This is a genomic window from Telmatospirillum sp. J64-1, from assembly GCF_006980715.1.
GTDB classification, from domain to species: Bacteria; Pseudomonadota; Alphaproteobacteria; order Rhodospirillales; family Magnetospirillaceae; genus Oleiliquidispirillum; species Oleiliquidispirillum nitrogeniifigens.
In genome coordinates this window covers 190,333-205,227 of sequence record NZ_SBHN01000005.1, presented here as the reverse complement: position 1 = coordinate 205,227, position 14,895 = coordinate 190,333, and the positions used below count along the sequence as shown (strand labels likewise).

The following is a 14,895-nucleotide window of genomic DNA, read 5'->3' as shown; positions in this document are numbered from 1 at the left end:
TCATGCCATCACGAGACCCGGTATTGCTCGGGGATATGCTCCCAGGTGATGCGGGCCAGATCGCCGACGGTCTGGCATTTCTCGACGTCCTCGCCACGGAGTTTCAGCTCCACCTCGGCATGGGCGGCGTTCAGCGTGCGGACCAGCATGCGAAGCTGATCGGTGGTGAAGTGAAGGTCGCTGCGCAGGCTTTTCCGTTCATCGATCATTCCCAGCACCAAGCCCTTGTCGTCACAGACGGCACGCATGACGCGGGCCAGTGAATCTTCGTGGCTGATGGCAGTCGCCATTGGGGTTCCTCCTTATGACCTTCTCTATCCGTTTGAGATGGTTCGTCTTTTTTACCGGCCAAGATCCCGTCCGGGGAAAGGACCAAGGAGAGAGGTCGGGAAATTTTATTTCTTTAAGGCTTTGATGTTTGACAGAATTTGAAAGAGGGAGCAAAAAGGATAGGGCATTCGTTGGGGGATAGCTCCAACAGTCATAGTGGCGAACCAAAGGGGATGAGCGATGCTTGGACCGGCTGATCTGCGTGACTTCTTTCAAGGCGAGGAAGAGGAAGACAAGGGTGGTGCGGCCGAGCAAAAGGCTGAAGGACGCCATGCCGCGTATAGCCAGCGCACGGCCGTCTTCCCCTCTCTTCTGGGCCTGGGCTTTCCCCGCCTGCGGTCCTGGGAACCCCGGCGCGGCTGACGGGCCGCGGAATTTTCCCGTCGCCACTCCCGCGAAAGCGGGAATTTCCTGTCGAACGATCTACGTTCCCGGCTTCTTCTTTTGAGCTTCATCCTGGGCGGCCTGCATCGCCGTATGCATGGCCCTTAGGCGGCGCTGCACGTCTTCCTTGTCGTAAGGTTCGGTAATGTCCTCGGCCAGCCGCTCGATCATCGAGGCATGGCGGGCGATGGCTTCGGCATGTTCGGGCAAGGAAATGAACGCTGTCAGGGCCGTCAGGGCCTCGATCAGGCGGATGATCACTCCCACATTCCCGGCGGCATTCTGGCGTATCTGGTCGAAGGCGCTGTCGAGCATTCCCCCGAAGGTCACTTGATCGCGCATCAGGCGCAGCTTGCCGTCTTCGCCCAGGCATCCGGACGGGGGCGGGTGGCATTTCATCGCCATGGCCAATGAGCCGGTCAGGCGGTCGATGCAGACGATGGCCGTCTTGCTGTCGTTGAGGCTGGGCGACAGGGCTCGCAGGGCGATCTCCACCAGTGCCGACAGGGCGAATTCCAGGTCCTGCGCGGGCGTGCGGGTCGCGCCGATGGCGGTGGCGTCGTGCAGCGCCTTGCGCATGGGGGCGACGGCGTCCTTGGGGGCGACGAGCTGGGCCAGGATGCCGTCCTTGACGATGAAATGCCCGGGCCGCCGGGTCAGGTGCAGGACGGCGTCATGCTTGACCGCCGCCTTCAGCAGCGGCGCGATCTCCACCGTCTGGATATAGCCGGTGGCATGGGCGGGCAGGACGACGGCCTTGTCCTGGAAATCGGCGGGAAGCCCTTCCATTTCCCGGTCTTGCGGCGGGTCCGGCAGGAAGGTCTGGGCGATCAGTTCGTCCAGTTCTTTGCTGACGATGGCGATCATGGTATCGGCCTGGATGGACCTGGAGACATGGTGGATGAAGACCACCAGCAGGATGAAGCTGATGATCGCCAGCACCATGGCGACGGTGAGGGAGATCATCGGCACGTCCGCTGCGTCGCCGGTCACCACCGTCAGGGCCAGCACGTTGAAGATCACCGTGCCGACGAAGATGCCCAGCACCGTCTGCGTCAGGCGGCTGGCCATGAAGATGCGCAGCAGCCTGGGCCCCAGCTGCGACGAGGCCAGCGTCATCGAGACCAGGGTCATGGAAAAGACCAGGCTGGTGGCGGTCACCAGCGAGCCGGTGGTGGTGGACAGGACCTGACGCGCTCCTTCGCCGTCGAAAGTGCCGATCCAGATCAGGTTGTGCTTCCGCAACACCCCGCTCCAGGCGCTTTCGTCCAGGTGGAAGGTCAGGGCGCAGAGCAGGATGCTGCCCAGGACCAAAAGGCCCGGCAGGAACCAGAAGCTGTTCAGGACCAGGTAATGGATATAGCGCCAGCGTGCCCACATGCGGGAAAGGTGGGCAGGATGGCAGGAAAACGAAGGAAACTGCCTCTTTTGTTCTTGCCGGGCAACATTCCGGCGTTTCGGGTGTTAACCACTCGAGACCGGCCTTTACACGGGAGGCGCAAGATGAATTGGGATCAGATTTCCGGGAACTGGAAGCAGTTCAGGGGCAAGATCAAGCAGCAATGGGGCAACCTGACCGACGACGACATGGAGCGCATGGGCGGCCATCGCGACGAACTCGTCGGCAAGATCCAGGAACGCTACGGCATCGGCAAGGAAGAGGCCGAACGCCAGGTCAGTGATTGGGAATCCAGGCACTGATCCCCTTCCAGGGCGCCTTCGGGGCGCCCTTTTCTTGTTCCCTTTTCCAGCCTAGAGTGGCGGCGGCATTCAGCAGGGAGCCGCCGTCATGATCCTCACCACCACGCCGAATATCGAAGGCCGGGCGATCAGCGCCTATCTGGGCATCATTTCCGCCGATGCGGTGCTGGGCAGCAATGTCTTCCGCGATATGCTGGCCAATATCCGCGACATCGTCGGCGGGCGCAGCGGTTCCTACGAGAAATTGTTCGCCGAGGCCAAGAGAAAGGCGTTGGACGATCTTGCCGAACAGGCCCGCGCTCTGGGCGCGGATGCCGTGGTGGGGATCGACCTGGATTACGAGATCATCGGCGGCGACCGTAAGACCATGCTGATGGTCTCGGCCAACGGTACAGCGGTGCGGCTGAAATAGCCGGAGGGCGCCGATCAGACGTCGAGCGCCACATCCAGGATGGTCATCAGCACGAAGCCGCCGGTCAGGCCGAAGGTGGCAGGGGTCTCGAAGCCGTTGCGGTGGGTTTCCGGGATGACTTCGTGGCTGACCACGAAGATCATCGCGCCGCCGGCAAAGGCCAGGGCCATGGGCAGCATGGCCATGGACAGGGTGATCACGCCCGCGCCGACCACGCCGCCGACGGTTTCGACCAAGCCGGTCGCCAGGGCCAGCAGCACGGCGGTGCTGCGCTTGTAGCCCAGCCCGGCGAAGGCCATGGCGACGATCAGGCCCTCGGGCAGGTTCTGGAGGAAGATGGCGGTCATGAGGGTCAGGCCGCCGCCCACATTCTCGGTGCCGAAGCCGACGCCGACCGCCAGCCCTTCGGGGAAGTTGTGCAGCGTGATGGCGATGATGAACATCCACAGCCGTTTCAGCGTCTTGCTGCTGATGTCGTCGCGGCCCTTGATGAAATGTTCGTGCGGCAGATGCCGGTGCATCAGCCACAGGCCCGCTGCGCCGATCATCACGCTGAGGCCGACCACCAGCGAGCCGGTGACCTCGCCCCAGCGCGGCGAGGCTTCCTCGATGCCGGGCAGGATCAGCGAGAAGGCGGAGGCGGCAAGCATGATCCCGGCGGCAAAGCCCAGCATGACGTCCTGGGTCTTCTGCGTCAGGTTACGCAGCACCATCACGGGCAAGGCCCCGAATCCCGCTCCCAAGCCGGCCAGGAAGCTCGCCAAGACGCCGGCCTGAAAGGTCGTGAGGCCGTCGAAGAAGGCGGCGACAGCGGAGATCATCCTTGAACCTCTATTATCCTGGGGGGCTTGGAAGGAGAACGGCTGGGGAGTTCGGGCAGTTTCCACCGCAGTGGAAACTGCCCGGCAGGACGGAGATGAAGACGGGGAAGTGCTCAGCCCAGCAGGCTGCGCAGCATCCAGGCGGTCTTTTCATGGATCTGCATGCGCTGGGTCAGCAGATCGGCGGTGGGTTCGTCATGGGCCTCGTCGGCCAGCGGGAAGATGGAGCGGGCGGTCCGCACCACCGCTTCCTGGTCGCGCACCAACTGGGCGATCATCTCCTCGGCCGACGGCACGCCGGTTTCCTCTTCGATGCAGGTCAGGTCGGCGAACTGGCGATAGGAGCCGGGGGCGGGGAAGCCCAGGGCGCGGATGCGCTCGGCGATGGCGTCGACACCCAGGGCCAGTTCGTTGTACTGCTGCTCGAACATCAGATGCAGCGTGTTGAACATCGGCCCGGTGACGTTCCAGTGGAAGTTATGGGTCTTGAGATAAAGGGTATAAGTATCGGCCAGGAGACGGGACAGCCCTTCGCCGATGGCACGACGGTTCTCTTCGCTGATACCGATATCGATCTTTCCGGCGGGGGAGGAAACTTTCTTGCTCATGGTTATCCCTTATCCTCTATATGGAAATAGGTAGTGGAATGGAAACACCAAGGCGGGGAATCGCCAAGAGGTTTCATCGCCTTAAGTAATCTTCCCCTTGAAGATAGCCTACCGCCGCTGATCCCTCTAATGAGTTGTCTCTATGCGTATGATCGATTTTTCCGATGAATGAGGGGCGGAAAAAAGAGGGGACGCTTCTCATATGAAAAGCGTCCCGCAAGTCTTCACCCAAGATGGCCGATCAACGCCAGACGGGATCGCCCAGGTCGATTTGGTCGCGGGTGGTCAGGCCGCCGGCCGCCGCGCCGGCCGCGCCCCCTAGCAGAGCGCCGGTACCGACATTGTTGCCGGTCACTGCCCCCAGGGCGCCGCCGGTGGCCGCGCCGATCCCGGCACCGCTGAGGGCGCGGTCCTGGGTGGTGTTTCCGCAGGCGGCCAGACCGAGCCCGGCCAGCATCACGAGGGCAACAGCGGGAAGTCGTGGCATCTCATCCTCCTGTGGGATTGTTCATGCCTGGAAAACGTTTTTGAGGCCGCTGTTGTTCCCTTCGAGCAATCAACTGCTTCTTCCGAAGCATGGCCGATGTTATGTTGCAGTTGAAACATTCCGGGCTGCCTTCCGGACATGCAGCAGGATGCAGATCGGTTTCCGATGAAGAACAAGTCAGGTGAACATTCCGCCCCGGCGCAGGTCTCCGACCATCCGGTCCTGGAACTGGAACATTTCGTTCCCTACCGCCTTGCCGTGCTGGCCCATCTGGTCAGCCGCTCGGTGGCGCGGGCCTATCGCGACCGTTTCGGATTGAGCGTGCCGGAATGGCGGGTCATGGCCAGCCTGGGGCAGGGCAAGGCGATCTATGCCAACGACCTCGTCGAGACCAGCAATATCGACAAGGTCCAAGCCAGCCGTGCGCTGACACGGCTGCAATCCGCCGGGCTGATCGACCGCCGCGTCGACGAAACCGACCGCCGCCGCGCCCTGATCAGCCTCACGGACAAGGGCTGGGACGTCTACCGCCAGATCGTGCCCCGGGCACTTGGCTATGAAGCCAAGCTGCTGGAGCAGCTGACCGAGGAGGAGCAGGCCTGCATGGACCGGGTGATCGGCAAGATGACCGCTTATCTGCGCGGTCTGGAGAAGGACGGAGCCTGGGAAGAGGAGTGAAGGGCAGCGCTAGCCCTGCCACCCACCCTACAGGGCCTCATCCCATCAGGTCATAGCCTGTCGTGTCCCAATCGGCGCTGCTGAGGGAACCGCCGGTATCGTGCAGGACCAGGCGTTCCACATCGGCCAAGGTGAAGAGGGCCGAGCCGTCTTCACTGGTGACGGTCAGGGTGCCGGCGGTCTCGTCCCATTCGGCCTCCTCGCCGGAGGTGGAATCGTAGAGCAGGTGCAGGGTGTCCTCGCCGTCGGGGCCGCGCGTCTCGCCGCCCAGGTCGATGATCACCTCGTCCAGTCCGCCGATGCGGGCGGCATCCAGCCACAGATGGTTGGTGTCGTCACCCGCCTCGATGCGTTCGATGTCGCGCAGTTCGGTATGACGCAGGTCGTTGTTGCTGATGCGCTGCCAGGACATGGGAAAGCGGAGGGTGTCATAGCCCTCGCCGCCGTCGATGATGGTGTCCGAGACCGGGCCCGAAGGCAGCAGGAAAAGATCGTCGCCGCCATTGCCGTATAATTCGTCGGCACCGCCGTCTTCCTGTTCCCAAGGGCCGCCCATGATCACGTCGTCGCCGTCTCCGCCCTCGATACGGTCGGAGCCGAGGCCGCCGGAAAGGCGGGTGCCGGTCTCGGGGCCGGTCAGGGTCACGCCCTCGACATTCCCTTCGTTGACGAAAATGTTTTCCACGCCGATCCAGTCGCTGGCATCGACGACGCGGGCATTGGCATAGAGCCAGACCGAATCATTGCCCGGTCCGCCATCGACGAAATCGCCATCGGCCACATAGATGATGTCGTCCCCGGCTCCGGCGCGCACGATGTCGCCCGGCGTGTGGTCCTGCGGGGGTTCGGGATGGAAGGGCGGATAGGGGGCGGGAAAGGACAGGGCACCGGCCTCATCCGCGACGGCGGCTTCCTCCACAGGGGCGGACTCGTCGGAGAGGGCCGCTTCCTCGGGCGAGGCGGCCTCGTCGGAATCGGGAACGGGGGCATCGGCCGTGACCGCCGCCGCCGTCATGCCGTCCCCGATGGCGGCGCTGTCTTCCGTTACACCCCCGGCGGCGGCATAGCCGCCGTAATCATAGATGGAATAATAGCCCGCGCGGTCGCCGGCATAGAGTTCGTCGTCTCCCGAACCGCCTTCCAGCAGGTCGCGGCCCGGCCCGCCGACCAGGATGTCATTCCCGCCCAGGCCCCACATCAGATCGTCCGAGGCCGTGCCGATCAGCGTATTGTCGCCGCCATCGCCCCGGAACAGGCCGGTATTGGCGGGCAATTCGTCCAGCAGGTCGTCGAGGGCCTGTTGCTGTGAATCGGTCAGAATCGGACTTGCCATGGCATCCTCCCCGTCCGGGGGTGCGGTCACCGGACGTCATAGCATCTGTGTCCTGGGCGGCCGAATTGCAGGATCAGCCGAAGAGGAGGGCGTGCGGCAGGCCGCCCTCCCGAAAGAAGAAGCCGGGATGCGGGCGGGGTAGGCCGAACGGGACGTGAGTCAGCTTTCCGGGTCGAGGATCCGGAACTGCACGGAGACGCCGCCATCCTCGATGGGGCTGACCCGGTAATGCACGCGGCGGCGCAGGACCGGCGAGATTGCTTCGAAATCCTGCGGCGTGCCGTCCGAGGAAACGATGAGCAGGGCCTTGTGCAGGGGGCTGTCGCAGACCTGGGGGTAAAGTCCGAGAAAGGAATGACCGGCGATCTCGGCCCAGTCTCGTTCGAAGACTTCGAGCATATGGTCGTTGGCGCTGCGGAAGCGCCAATCCTGGTCAAGGTCGAAGCGGATGACTTTCTCGCCGCCCATTGTTCCCTCCCGGATGTTCTTTTTAAAACGATAGGTAGAACATCCGGGAAGAACAAGCGGAATAGGCTGTTGCCACCGGCAGGATTATGTCCTGCCGGGGGCAAAGATCATTCCGCCGCTTCGGCCAGGCCGCGCTTTTCCAGCAGGGCCGCCACCCCGGGTTCGCGTCCCCGGAAGGCGACATAGAGTTCCATCGGGTCACGGGTGTCCCCGGCGGAATAGATGTCCTTCAGCCGCGCCGCCAGGGCCGGGTCGAAGACGTCCTTTGCCTCCTCGAAGGCGGCGAAGCCGTCGGCATCGAGCACTTCCGCCCAGAGATAGGCGTAGTAGCCGGCGGCATAGCCGCTGCCCGCGAAGAGATGCTGGAAATGCACCGAGCGATGGCGCAGGCCGATGGCCTGGGGCATGCCGATCTTTTCCAACACCCCGCGCTCGAATTCCTCGATATCGGCGATATCGGGTTCGGCCTGGGTATGATAGGCCAGATCGAGCAGGGCGGAGGCCGTGTATTCCACCGTGGCGAAGCCCTGGTTGAAGGTGCTGGCGTCCAGGATGCGTTGCAGCAGGGCCTCGGGGATCGGCTCGCCGGTGGTTTCGTGCAGGGCGTATTTGCGCAGGATCTCGGGTGTGGACAGCCAGTGCTCGTAGACCTGCGAGGGGAATTCCACGAAGTCGCGGCGGACCGAGGTACCCGATTGCGAGGGATAACGCACCTTGCTCAGCAGGCCATGCAGGCCGTGGCCGAATTCATGGAACAGGGTCCGGGCGTCGTCGAAGCTGAGCAGCGTCGTCTCCGCCTTGGCCATGTTGTTGTTGTTGACGATGATCGGCAGGACCTCTGCGCCGTCCATGTTTTCCTGGTCGCGATAGCTGCTCATCCAGGCGCCCGAGCGCTTGCCGGAGCGGGCGAAATTGTCCTGCAGGAACAGGCCGACCGCCTTGCCCGCCTCGTCCTTGACCTCGTAGACCCGCACGTCGGGATGATAGACGGGCAGGTCGGTGCGTTCGGTGAAGGTGACGCCGAACAGGCGGGTCGCCGTGTCGAAGGCGGCACGGATCATGTTCTCGAGCACGAAATACGGCTTCACCTCGGCCTCGTCGAGGTCGTATTTCGCCTTGCGCACCTTCTCGGCGTAATAGCGCCAGTCCCAGGCCGCGATGGGTTCGTTCATGCCTTCCTGGCGGGCCTGAGCCTGCAGGGCCTCGCATTCCTGCGCCGCCTTTCGTTTGGCCGGTTCCCAGACCTGGTTCAGCAATCCCTCGACCGAGGCCACGTCCTTGGCCATGCAATCGGCGAGGCGATAGGCGGCATAATTTTCGTAGCCCAGCAGGCGGGCCTGTTCGGCGCGCAGGGCGACGATCTCGCGGATCAGCGGGGAATTGTCATGCGTTCCCGGAAGGCCGCCGCGCCGGGTCCAGGCCTCGTAGGCGGCCTGACGCAGGTCGCGCCGGGCCGAGAAGGTCAGGAAGGGCTCGACCGAGGAACGGGCGAGCGTGATGACATAGTGCCCCTCATGGCCGCGTTCCTTGGCGGCCTGGGCGGCAGCAGCGCGCAGGGAGGCGGGCAGGCCGTCGAGATCGGCCTCATCCAGGACGAGCTGCCAGTCCTTCTCGTCATGCAACACGTTCTGGCCGAACAGGGTGTGCAAACTGGCCAGGCGCTCGGAAATCTGCGACAGGCGCTGCTTGGCCTCGGCGGACAAGGCGGCGCCGCTGCGGATGAAGCCGAGATGGCGGCGTTCCAGCAGCCGCATCTGGTCTTCGTCCAGGTTCAGGGAGTCGCGCCGTTCATGCAGGGCGGCGACGCGGGCGAAGAGGCCGGGATGGAGGGCGATGCGCATGTAATGCTGAGCCAAGCGCGGCGCCATCTCGCGTTCGATCTCGTCCAGCGCGTCGTTGGTGTTGCTCGACGTCAGATTGAAGAAGACGCCCGACACGCGGTCCAGCAGCCGCCCGCTACGTTCCATCGCTTCGATGGTGTTGGCGAAGCTGGGATCTTCCGAAGAGGCGGCGATGGCTTCGATCTCTTCGATCTGTTCTTCCATGCCCCTCTCGAAGGCGGGGGTGAAGTGTTCGGGACGGATGTGGTCGAATGGCGGTAGGCCGTAAGGCGTGGTCCAGGTCTCGAAAAAAGGATTATCGGTCATGCGGGCCCTCATGCTGAAGGCTTCCAATGTAGGCGATCCGCCAGCCAGGGCAAGACGAGGGACAGGGGGGCTCTCCCTGCCTCTGCCGAAAAGGGCAAGCCATACGCTCCGATGCAGCAGGGTCGCTCTTTCGCTAGGCTCCTAGGGTAAGGACAGGGGAGAAAAGGCGATGATGGAGCGAAAAGAGCTGATCTGTCTGGCCGCCCTGCTGGTGGCGAGCGGCAGCGTCTATGCCGGAGACGGCAATACCGACAAGAACAAGACCGGCAGTCACAGCCGCGTGACGAGCATACAGAACGGCAGCGGCAGTGCCCAGCGCATCAGCGTGGTCAACGGCGAGGTCACCATCAACGGCCAGCGCATCCCGCGCGAGGTGCGCCGCCATCGCACGGAAGACGGCACGACCTATCGCATCGAACGCTCGGGCCCGGGCGGCAACAGCGTCAGCGTCACAACCGAATACAATTGACGGGCTGGCTTGATCAGTTCGGCGCCGGATAGCGCATGGCGGGAGGCGTCTGCATGTCGCGGGGAAGCTTGAAGTCGCGCGCCGCGCCGCGCATCTGGTCCGGCGGGCGGGGCAGGCCGCTGCGGCTGCTGTAATCGGGCACGCGCTGCCGCATCCGTTTGGCCTGGCTGCCGAGGCCGCGGGCGCTGGACAGGTCCAGGGCGGTGACCAGGGCGACGGCGCCAAGGGCCCAGGCCACGTTGTGGCGCTTGGGATTGTCCTTCTTCAGCCCCATTCCCAAGGCGGCGATATCGAGCATGTCGCCGCCGACCCGGCCCCACATCCATTGACGGGGGTCCTGCTGGGTCAGGATACCGACGCCGGTGGCGACCTCGCGGAAGCCGCAGGCGCGGATCATCTCGCTGTCCTTTTCCATGCCCAGGGTGCGGCCGATCTGCCGTGGGGCCGCGATCTGGGCGAGGCCCATGGCAAGGCTGAACCAGCCCAGGCCGCGGGCCGTGCTGAGTGCGGGATTAGCCATGGCGTCACCTCTCTGTCAGGGTTTGAGCACGACCTTGATGCAGCCGTCCTTCTTGTCGCGGAAGGTCTTGTAGTATTCGGGGCCTTCGTTCAGTCCGGCGGTATGGGTGATGACGAAGGAGGGATCGATCTGGCCTTCCTGGATGCGGCGTAGAAGATCGTCGGTCCAGCGGTTCACATGGGTCTGGCCCATGCGGAAGGTCAGCGACTTGTTCATGGCGGCGCCGAAGGGGATCTTGTCGATCAGCCCGCCATAGACGCCGGGAATGGAAATGGTGCCGCCGGGCTGGCAGACATAGATCATCTCGCGCAGTACATGGGGACGGTCGGTCTCCAGCATCACCGCCTGCTTGGCGCGGTCCATCATGGAATCGAGATGGCCGGTGGCATGGGCCTCCATCCCCACCGCGTCGATGCATTTTTCCGGACCGCGCCCCTTGGTCAGCTCGCCCAGCCGTTCCAGCACGCTTTCCCGCTCGAAATTGATGGTGATGGCGCCGCCCGCCTCGGCCATGGTCAGGCGTTCGGGAATGTTGTCGATGGCGACCACCTGCTTGGCGCCCAGCAGAAGGGCGCTGCGGATCGCCATCTGGCCCACCGGTCCGCAGCCCCAGATGGCGACGGTATCCTCGGGCTGGATGTCGCATTGCGCGGCGGCCTGCCAGCCGGTGGGGAATATATCGCCCAGGAACAGCACCTGCTCGTCGGTCAGGCCGTCGGGGATCTTGACCGGCGTGACGTCGGCGAAGGGAACACGTACATATTCCGCCTGTCCGCCGGGATAGCCGCCGGTGATGTGGGAATAGCCGAACAGCCCGGCGGTGGTGTGGCCGAACATCTTCTCGGCCATCGCCTTGTTGCGGTTGCTGCGCTCGCAGAGCGAGAAGTTGCCGCGCTTGCATTGCGGGCATTCGCCGCAGCAGATGGTGAAGGGAACGACGACGCGGTCTCCGACCTTCAGCTTCTTGTTCTCAGCCCCGACCTCGACGACCTCGCCCATGAATTCATGGCCCAGGATGTCGCCCGATTCCATGCCCAGCATGAAGCCGTCATAGAGATGCAGGTCGGAGCCGCAGATGGCGCAGGAGCTGACTTTGATGACGGCATCGCGCGGATGCTCGATCTGCGGATCGGGCACCGTTTCGTATCGCACATCGTGTTTTCCATGCCAGCACAGCGCTTTCATCCTTGTCCTCCTGACAGTGGAGGGACAGGAGAGCGGACTGCCGCCAAAGCCCTTTTCCCGCGTCACCCCGCGAAAGCGGGGGTGACGGATGGGTGAGGGTGAAAGCGGTTTCGTCAGCAGTTGGGCCGCGTGTTCCTGTCCCCGTCCCTGCAAGGAGTACAATTCCTGCCGTGATCTGTTCCAGGACCGGGGCCGCCAGACCCGCTTTCGTCAGGAAATGCGCAGGACGATCTTCCCCCGGCCATGGCCGGTTTCGTTGCGCTTTTGCGCCTCGGCCGCCTGCTCCAGCGGCATCTCCTCATAGACCGGCGGTTTGACCTGGCCCGTTTCGATCAGCCTGGCGATTTCGCGGAGCTGGCGGCCATTGGGTTCGACGAAGACATAGGCGCCGTGCACGCCATGGGCCTCGGCCTCTTCCGGGACGGGCGGGGTGATGATCGAAACCAGGGTGCCGCCTTTCCGCAGCAGGGTATAGCCTTCGCGCTGGATATCGCCGCCCATCGTGTCGAAGACGACATCCACGCCTTCCGGCGCCCAGGCCCGCACCCGCTCCGCGACATTCTCGCTGCGATAGTCGATGACCGCGTCCGCGCCCAGTTCCCGCACATAATCATGATTGGCGGCGCTGGCGGTGGTGATGACGCGGGCACCGGCGGCCTTGGCGAACTGGATGGCGTAGCCGCCGACGCCTCCGGCCCCGGCATGGATCAGGACCGACTGTCCTCCCTTCAGCGAGGCGGCATCGAACAGGCATTGCCACGAGGTCAGCCCGACCAGCGGCACCGTGGCCGCCTGGGCGAAATCGCAATTGGCCGGCATGGGGGCGACCATGTCGGCGGCCATGGTCACGTATTCGGCATAGGTGCCCCACTGGATCAGCGGCTTACGGCAATAGGCATAGACCTTGTCGCCTTCGACGAAATCCGTCACATCCGCGCCCAGGGCGGCGACGGTACCGGCCGCGTCCCAGCCGGGAATGAGGGGAAAGGCATGGGGAAAGCGGTCGTTCAGAAGGCCCTTGCGGACCTTCCAGTCGACCGGATTGACGCTGGTGCAGGACAGCTTGATCAGCACTTCGTTCGGCTGTGGCATGGGCGTGGGGATGTCGGCCAGGCGGAGCTTTTCCGGTCCCCCGAACTCATCGAAAACGATGGCCCGCATGTTCTTCTCCTATTGTTCCTGCTTCAAGGAAGCCATGTCGATGACGAAGCGGTATTTGACGTCGCTTTTCAGCATGCGCTCGTAGGCTTCGTTGATCTGCTGGATGGGGATCAGCTCGATATCCGAGGTGATGCCGTGCTCGGCGCAGAAATCCAGCATCTCCTGGGTTTCTTCGATCCCGCCGATCAGCGATCCGGCGATGCTGCGGCGCTTCATGATGAGATTGAAGACATTGGGCGAGGGATGGGGCTCGGCCGGGGCGCCGACCAGGACCATGGTGCCGTCGCGCTTCAGCAGGGACAGATAGGCGTCCAGGTTGTGGGGGGCCGCGACGGTGTTGAGGATGAAGTCGAAGCTGTTGGCGTGCCGGGCCATCTCTTCTTCGTTCTTCGACACCACCACGTCCTTGGCGCCCAGGCGCAGGGCATCCTCCCGCTTGCCGGGCGAGGTGGTGAACAGCACCACATCGGCGCCCATGGCATTGGCGATCTTGATGCCCATATGGCCCAGGCCGCCGAGGCCGACTACGCCCACTTTGTGGCCCTTGCCGACCCGCCAGTGGCGCAGGGGCGAATAGGTGGTGATGCCCGCGCAAAGCAGTGGGGCCACGGCAGCCGGGTTCAGCTTTTCCGACACCTTCAGCGTGAAGGCCTCGTCCACCACGATGACGTTGGAATAGCCGCCATAGGTGACGCCGCCGCTATGCTTGTCCTCGCCGTTATAGGTGGGGACGAAGCCGTTCTCGCAATATTGTTCCAACCCTTCCTGGCAGCTTGCGCATTGGCGGCAGGAATCGACCATGCAGCCGACGCCCGCGAGATCGCCTTCCTTGAACTTGCTCACATGGGCGCCGACCTTGGTCACCCGCCCGACGATCTCGTGGCCCGGCACCACCGGATAGATGGTGTTGTGCCATTCGTCGCGGGCCTGGTGCAGGTCGGAATGGCAGATGCCGCAGTAAAGGATCTCGATCTGCACGTCATGAGGGCCCGGTTCGCGCCGCTCAAAGGTGAACGGGCCCAAGGGTGCGGTGGCGGACTGGGCGGCATATCCAACAGCTTCGGTCATCGGAGTCATCCTCCTGGTTGGCAGCAATCTGTCCATTTGGGCAATGGCGGGGGGTGTGTGAAGATCATGCTCCCGCTTTGCCTCATTTCTCGTATCACCAGCCCTTTCCGGCGGCAACTCGCGCCTTTAAGGATCGCCTTTCGCCTTCCTGCGACCGGCGCAGGCTACATCTCGCCCAAATCCTCGTGCCATTCCTCGATGCCCCGGATTCTTTCCCTGGCGGCGGGGCCCAGCCTGTCCATCAGCCCGGCGGCCAACAGATGGATGATGCCGAAGGCGGCGACGTGGTTGTCGAGTGCGGTCAGGCTGTGCGTCTCGCAGAGCAGCGACAGGACCGGCGCCTTCGCATTCAGCGAGGTATGGGCGTCGCCGATATAGAGCAGGGGAATGTCCCTTTCCTGCGCGTGGCGCAGGACCCGCTGGACCAGGGCGGGGCGGCGGCGGATTCCCATCACCACCAGCAGGTCGCCTTTGTCCAGCTCCGACAGGGTTTCCGCCAGGGTCTCTCCGGCCCCTGCCAGCAGAAGATGGACGGCGGGGCGCATCTGGATGAACTGCCAGCGGGCATAGGCGGCAAGGTAGTAATTGTTGCGCATGCCCACCAGCCAGATGCGCCGGGCCTTCGCCAGGGCTTCGATCGCCTCGGTCAGGACCGTCTGGTCCAGCAGCCGCGAGGTGCCTTCCAGATTGTCGATGCAGCGCTGCCAATGGGCGGTGGCGGCAAGCGGGATGTCCTCGCCGACCTTCTTGCGCAGCAGATAGAGCGGCGAGCCCGAGGCGGTGGCCTCGCGGCTGGCCAGCCGTGCCTGTTCATAATTGAGAAAGCCCAGCCTGCGCACGAGGCGCGACACCGTGGTCTTGCTGACTTGCGCGATGCCCGCCAGTTCGGTGGCGCTGTAACTGGCGACCTCGCCCGGGCAATCGAGAATGGCATCGGCCAGGCGGCGTTCGGCGCGGCTGAGCTCCGCATAGCGCATCCGCAGCCTCGCGGTCAGGCTTTCCTGCCCATCTGGCGTGATTTTGCTCATTTTTCACCGTCCTGACCAAATGGTGTGCATTCAAAGCAGAAGGAAACGCCGGTAACGGTCTTCCGGGACGGCTGAAACGCTTGTAACGGCACCGT

18 protein-coding genes are annotated in these 14,895 nt (G+C 63.8%); 5 read left to right on the top strand and 13 right to left on the bottom strand.

The annotated features are described in order from the left end of the window. Positions 1 to 8: 8 nt before the first annotated feature. Positions 9 to 290, bottom strand: a complete 282-nt coding sequence (locus EPD66_RS06930) for a hypothetical protein (protein ID WP_142847749.1) — start codon at positions 288 to 290, stop codon at positions 9 to 11. A 220-nt stretch (positions 291 to 510) separates the two neighbouring features. On the opposite strand from EPD66_RS06930, the gene EPD66_RS06925 reads away from it, so the two are divergent. Continuing rightward, a complete protein-coding gene (locus EPD66_RS06925; RefSeq protein WP_142847748.1) occupies positions 511 to 693 on the top strand; it encodes a hypothetical protein in 183 nt (60 codons plus the stop codon). A gap of 60 nt (positions 694 to 753) precedes the next feature. Here the strand turns inward: EPD66_RS06925 and EPD66_RS06920 are convergent, their stop codons facing one another. Then, the gene (locus tag EPD66_RS06920) at positions 754 to 2,094 is read right to left on the bottom strand and encodes a DUF2254 domain-containing protein (RefSeq protein ID WP_142847747.1); all 1,341 of its coding nucleotides are present in this window, start codon (positions 2,092 to 2,094) and stop codon (positions 754 to 756) included. Between the two features lie 123 nt (positions 2,095 to 2,217). Between EPD66_RS06920 and EPD66_RS06915 the strand changes: the two genes are divergently transcribed. Both EPD66_RS06915 and EPD66_RS06910 read left to right on the top strand, forming a co-directional pair. Next, positions 2,218 to 2,415, top strand: coding sequence for a CsbD family protein (locus EPD66_RS06915; protein ID WP_142847746.1), 198 nt, complete (start codon positions 2,218 to 2,220; stop codon positions 2,413 to 2,415). A gap of 88 nt (positions 2,416 to 2,503) precedes the next feature. After that, a complete protein-coding gene (locus EPD66_RS06910; RefSeq protein WP_142847745.1) occupies positions 2,504 to 2,827 on the top strand; it encodes a heavy metal-binding domain-containing protein in 324 nt (107 codons plus the stop codon). Positions 2,828 to 2,841: 14 nt separating this feature from the next. Here EPD66_RS06910 and EPD66_RS06905 read toward each other — a convergent pair whose 3' ends face one another. The 3 genes from EPD66_RS06905 to EPD66_RS06895 all read right to left on the bottom strand — a co-directional run bounded on the left by EPD66_RS06905 (position 2,842) and on the right by EPD66_RS06895 (position 4,743). Next, positions 2,842 to 3,648 carry a ZIP family metal transporter gene (locus EPD66_RS06905; protein WP_142847744.1) on the bottom strand — a complete coding sequence of 269 codons (807 nt, stop codon included), beginning with the start codon at positions 3,646 to 3,648 and terminating at the stop codon, positions 2,842 to 2,844. 113 nt (positions 3,649 to 3,761) lie between these two features. Then, entirely contained in the window at positions 3,762 to 4,256 is a 495-nt protein-coding gene (locus EPD66_RS06900) for a Dps family protein (RefSeq protein ID WP_142847743.1), read from the bottom strand. A 241-nt stretch (positions 4,257 to 4,497) separates the two neighbouring features. Beyond that, entirely contained in the window at positions 4,498 to 4,743 is a 246-nt protein-coding gene (locus EPD66_RS06895; protein WP_142847742.1) for a YMGG-like glycine zipper-containing protein, read from the bottom strand. Positions 4,744 to 4,908: 165 nt separating this feature from the next. Here EPD66_RS06895 and EPD66_RS06890 point away from each other — a divergent pair, with 165 nt between their 5' ends. Beyond that, complete coding sequence (locus EPD66_RS06890) at positions 4,909 to 5,421, top strand: MarR family winged helix-turn-helix transcriptional regulator (RefSeq protein ID WP_142847741.1); 513 nt, start codon at positions 4,909 to 4,911, stop codon at positions 5,419 to 5,421. 37 nt (positions 5,422 to 5,458) lie between these two features. On the opposite strand, the gene EPD66_RS06885 is transcribed toward EPD66_RS06890, so the two are convergent. The 3 genes from EPD66_RS06885 to EPD66_RS06875 all read right to left on the bottom strand — a co-directional run bounded on the left by EPD66_RS06885 (position 5,459) and on the right by EPD66_RS06875 (position 9,369). Continuing rightward, positions 5,459 to 6,754 carry a calcium-binding protein gene (locus EPD66_RS06885; RefSeq protein WP_142847740.1) on the bottom strand — a complete coding sequence of 432 codons (1,296 nt, stop codon included), beginning with the start codon at positions 6,752 to 6,754 and terminating at the stop codon, positions 5,459 to 5,461. 159 nt (positions 6,755 to 6,913) lie between these two features. Beyond that, positions 6,914 to 7,222 (bottom strand): PAS domain-containing protein, encoded by a 309-nt coding sequence (locus tag EPD66_RS06880; protein WP_142847739.1) that lies wholly within the window; start codon positions 7,220 to 7,222, stop codon positions 6,914 to 6,916. 107 nt (positions 7,223 to 7,329) lie between these two features. Further along, complete coding sequence (locus EPD66_RS06875; protein WP_142847738.1) at positions 7,330 to 9,369, bottom strand: M3 family metallopeptidase; 2,040 nt, start codon at positions 9,367 to 9,369, stop codon at positions 7,330 to 7,332. 169 nt (positions 9,370 to 9,538) lie between these two features. Between EPD66_RS06875 and EPD66_RS06870 the strand changes: the two genes are divergently transcribed. After that, a complete protein-coding gene (locus tag EPD66_RS06870; RefSeq protein ID WP_142847737.1) occupies positions 9,539 to 9,838 on the top strand; it encodes a hypothetical protein in 300 nt (99 codons plus the stop codon). Positions 9,839 to 9,851: 13 nt separating this feature from the next. Here the strand turns inward: EPD66_RS06870 and EPD66_RS06865 are convergent, their stop codons facing one another. From EPD66_RS06865 to EPD66_RS06845, 5 genes are all read right to left on the bottom strand, one after another. Then, the gene (locus EPD66_RS06865) at positions 9,852 to 10,358 is read right to left on the bottom strand and encodes a cyclase dehydrase (protein ID WP_142847736.1); all 507 of its coding nucleotides are present in this window, start codon (positions 10,356 to 10,358) and stop codon (positions 9,852 to 9,854) included. 15 nt (positions 10,359 to 10,373) lie between these two features. Then, a complete protein-coding gene (locus EPD66_RS06860; protein WP_142847735.1) occupies positions 10,374 to 11,543 on the bottom strand; it encodes a zinc-dependent alcohol dehydrogenase in 1,170 nt (389 codons plus the stop codon). Between the two features lie 210 nt (positions 11,544 to 11,753). Then, entirely contained in the window at positions 11,754 to 12,704 is a 951-nt protein-coding gene (locus tag EPD66_RS06855) for an NADP-dependent oxidoreductase (protein ID WP_142847734.1), read from the bottom strand. A 9-nt stretch (positions 12,705 to 12,713) separates the two neighbouring features. Then, positions 12,714 to 13,772 carry an NAD(P)-dependent alcohol dehydrogenase gene (locus EPD66_RS06850; RefSeq protein ID WP_142847733.1) on the bottom strand — a complete coding sequence of 353 codons (1,059 nt, stop codon included), beginning with the start codon at positions 13,770 to 13,772 and terminating at the stop codon, positions 12,714 to 12,716. A 164-nt stretch (positions 13,773 to 13,936) separates the two neighbouring features. Beyond that, positions 13,937 to 14,800 (bottom strand): MurR/RpiR family transcriptional regulator, encoded by an 864-nt coding sequence (locus EPD66_RS06845; protein ID WP_142847732.1) that lies wholly within the window; start codon positions 14,798 to 14,800, stop codon positions 13,937 to 13,939. Positions 14,801 to 14,895 lie beyond the last annotated feature (95 nt).

What these genes read in the sequence shown, in the direction of transcription:
- EPD66_RS06930 (WP_142847749.1), bottom strand. Translation starts at nt 290, where the DNA reads ATGGCGACTGCCATCAGCCACGAAGATTCACTGGCCCGCGTCATGCGT.
- EPD66_RS06925 (WP_142847748.1), top strand. Translation starts at nt 511, where the DNA reads ATGCTTGGACCGGCTGATCTGCGTGACTTCTTTCAAGGCGAGGAAGAG.
- EPD66_RS06920 (WP_142847747.1), bottom strand. Translation starts at nt 2,094, where the DNA reads ATGTGGGCACGCTGGCGCTATATCCATTACCTGGTCCTGAACAGCTTC.
- EPD66_RS06915 (WP_142847746.1), top strand. Translation starts at nt 2,218, where the DNA reads ATGAATTGGGATCAGATTTCCGGGAACTGGAAGCAGTTCAGGGGCAAG.
- EPD66_RS06910 (WP_142847745.1), top strand. Translation starts at nt 2,504, where the DNA reads ATGATCCTCACCACCACGCCGAATATCGAAGGCCGGGCGATCAGCGCC.
- EPD66_RS06905 (WP_142847744.1), bottom strand. Translation starts at nt 3,648, where the DNA reads ATGATCTCCGCTGTCGCCGCCTTCTTCGACGGCCTCACGACCTTTCAG.
- EPD66_RS06900 (WP_142847743.1), bottom strand. Translation starts at nt 4,256, where the DNA reads ATGAGCAAGAAAGTTTCCTCCCCCGCCGGAAAGATCGATATCGGTATC.
- EPD66_RS06895 (WP_142847742.1), bottom strand. Translation starts at nt 4,743, where the DNA reads ATGCCACGACTTCCCGCTGTTGCCCTCGTGATGCTGGCCGGGCTCGGT.
- EPD66_RS06890 (WP_142847741.1), top strand. Translation starts at nt 4,909, where the DNA reads ATGAAGAACAAGTCAGGTGAACATTCCGCCCCGGCGCAGGTCTCCGAC.
- EPD66_RS06885 (WP_142847740.1), bottom strand. Translation starts at nt 6,754, where the DNA reads ATGGCAAGTCCGATTCTGACCGATTCACAGCAACAGGCCCTCGACGAC.
- EPD66_RS06880 (WP_142847739.1), bottom strand. Translation starts at nt 7,222, where the DNA reads ATGGGCGGCGAGAAAGTCATCCGCTTCGACCTTGACCAGGATTGGCGC.
- EPD66_RS06875 (WP_142847738.1), bottom strand. Translation starts at nt 9,369, where the DNA reads ATGACCGATAATCCTTTTTTCGAGACCTGGACCACGCCTTACGGCCTA.
- EPD66_RS06870 (WP_142847737.1), top strand. Translation starts at nt 9,539, where the DNA reads ATGATGGAGCGAAAAGAGCTGATCTGTCTGGCCGCCCTGCTGGTGGCG.
- EPD66_RS06865 (WP_142847736.1), bottom strand. Translation starts at nt 10,358, where the DNA reads ATGGCTAATCCCGCACTCAGCACGGCCCGCGGCCTGGGCTGGTTCAGC.
- EPD66_RS06860 (WP_142847735.1), bottom strand. Translation starts at nt 11,543, where the DNA reads ATGAAAGCGCTGTGCTGGCATGGAAAACACGATGTGCGATACGAAACG.
- EPD66_RS06855 (WP_142847734.1), bottom strand. Translation starts at nt 12,704, where the DNA reads ATGCGGGCCATCGTTTTCGATGAGTTCGGGGGACCGGAAAAGCTCCGC.
- EPD66_RS06850 (WP_142847733.1), bottom strand. Translation starts at nt 13,772, where the DNA reads ATGACCGAAGCTGTTGGATATGCCGCCCAGTCCGCCACCGCACCCTTG.
- EPD66_RS06845 (WP_142847732.1), bottom strand. Translation starts at nt 14,800, where the DNA reads ATGAGCAAAATCACGCCAGATGGGCAGGAAAGCCTGACCGCGAGGCTG.